Genomic DNA, 1,166 nt, shown 5'->3' with positions numbered 1-1,166 from the left:
AGCAAGTTTGAACGTAATAAGCCCCACGTAAACATCGGCACGATTGGTCACGTTGACCATGGCAAGACGTCGTTGACGGCAGCAATCACGAAGTACTTCGGTGAATTCAAGGCATACGACCAGATCGATGCTGCACCAGAAGAACGCGCTCGCGGTATCACGATTTCGACGGCACACGTTGAATATGAAACTGCAGCTCGTCACTATGCACACGTCGACTGCCCAGGCCACGCTGACTATGTTAAGAACATGATCACCGGTGCTGCACAGATGGACGGCGCGATCCTGGTTGTTTCAGCAGCTGACGGCCCGATGCCACAGACCCGTGAGCACATCCTGCTCGCTCGTCAGGTTGGTGTTCCTGCGATCGTCGTGTTCCTGAACAAGTGCGATCAGGTTGACGATGCTGAACTTCTCGAGCTCGTAGAACTCGAAGTTCGCGAACTTCTTTCGAAGTACGACTTCCCAGGCGACGAAGTTCCAATCGTCAAGGGCTCGGCTCTTGCTGCTCTGGAAGATTCTTCGAAGGAACTCGGCGAAGACGCAATCCGCAACCTGATGGCTGCAGTTGACGACTACATTCCGACGCCAGAGCGTCCGATTGACCAGCCGTTCCTGATGCCAATCGAAGACGTGTTCTCGATCTCGGGTCGCGGTACGGTTGTTACGGGTCGCGTTGAGCGCGGTATCGTTAAGGTTGGCGAAGAAGTCGAAATCGTTGGCATCAAGGCCACCGGCAAGACGACTGTTACCGGCGTTGAAATGTTCCGCAAGCTGCTCGATCAGGGCCAGGCTGGCGACAACATCGGCGCACTGGTTCGTGGTGTAGGCCGTGACGACGTTGAACGTGGTCAGGTTCTCTGCAAGCCAGGTTCGGTTAAGCCACACACCAAGTTCAAGGCAGAAGCATACATTCTGACCAAGGACGAAGGTGGCCGTCATACGCCATTCTTCACCAACTACCGTCCACAGTTCTACTTCCGTACAACTGACGTGACCGGTGTTGTTACCCTGCCAGAAGGCACGGAAATGGTTATGCCTGGCGACAACGTTACCGTTGACGTTACGCTGATCGTCCCGATCGCTATGGAAGAGAAGCTCCGCTTCGCTATCCGTGAAGGTGGCCGTACCGTCGGTGCAGGCATCGTCGCTTCGATCATCGAGTA

1 protein-coding gene is annotated in these 1,166 nt (G+C 55.0%); it reads left to right on the top strand.

Annotated elements, in window-relative coordinates:
• Positions 1–1,166: elongation factor Tu (gene tuf, locus CEV32_RS12635; protein ID WP_094577495.1), on the top strand; the 1,166-nt coding region annotated here is incomplete at both ends.

The organism is Brucella rhizosphaerae (assembly GCF_002252475.1).
GTDB lineage: Bacteria > Pseudomonadota > Alphaproteobacteria > Rhizobiales > Rhizobiaceae > Brucella > Brucella rhizosphaerae.
The sequence above is the reverse complement of the archived record's forward strand: the minus strand, read 5'-3'. Positions and strand labels throughout refer to the sequence as shown.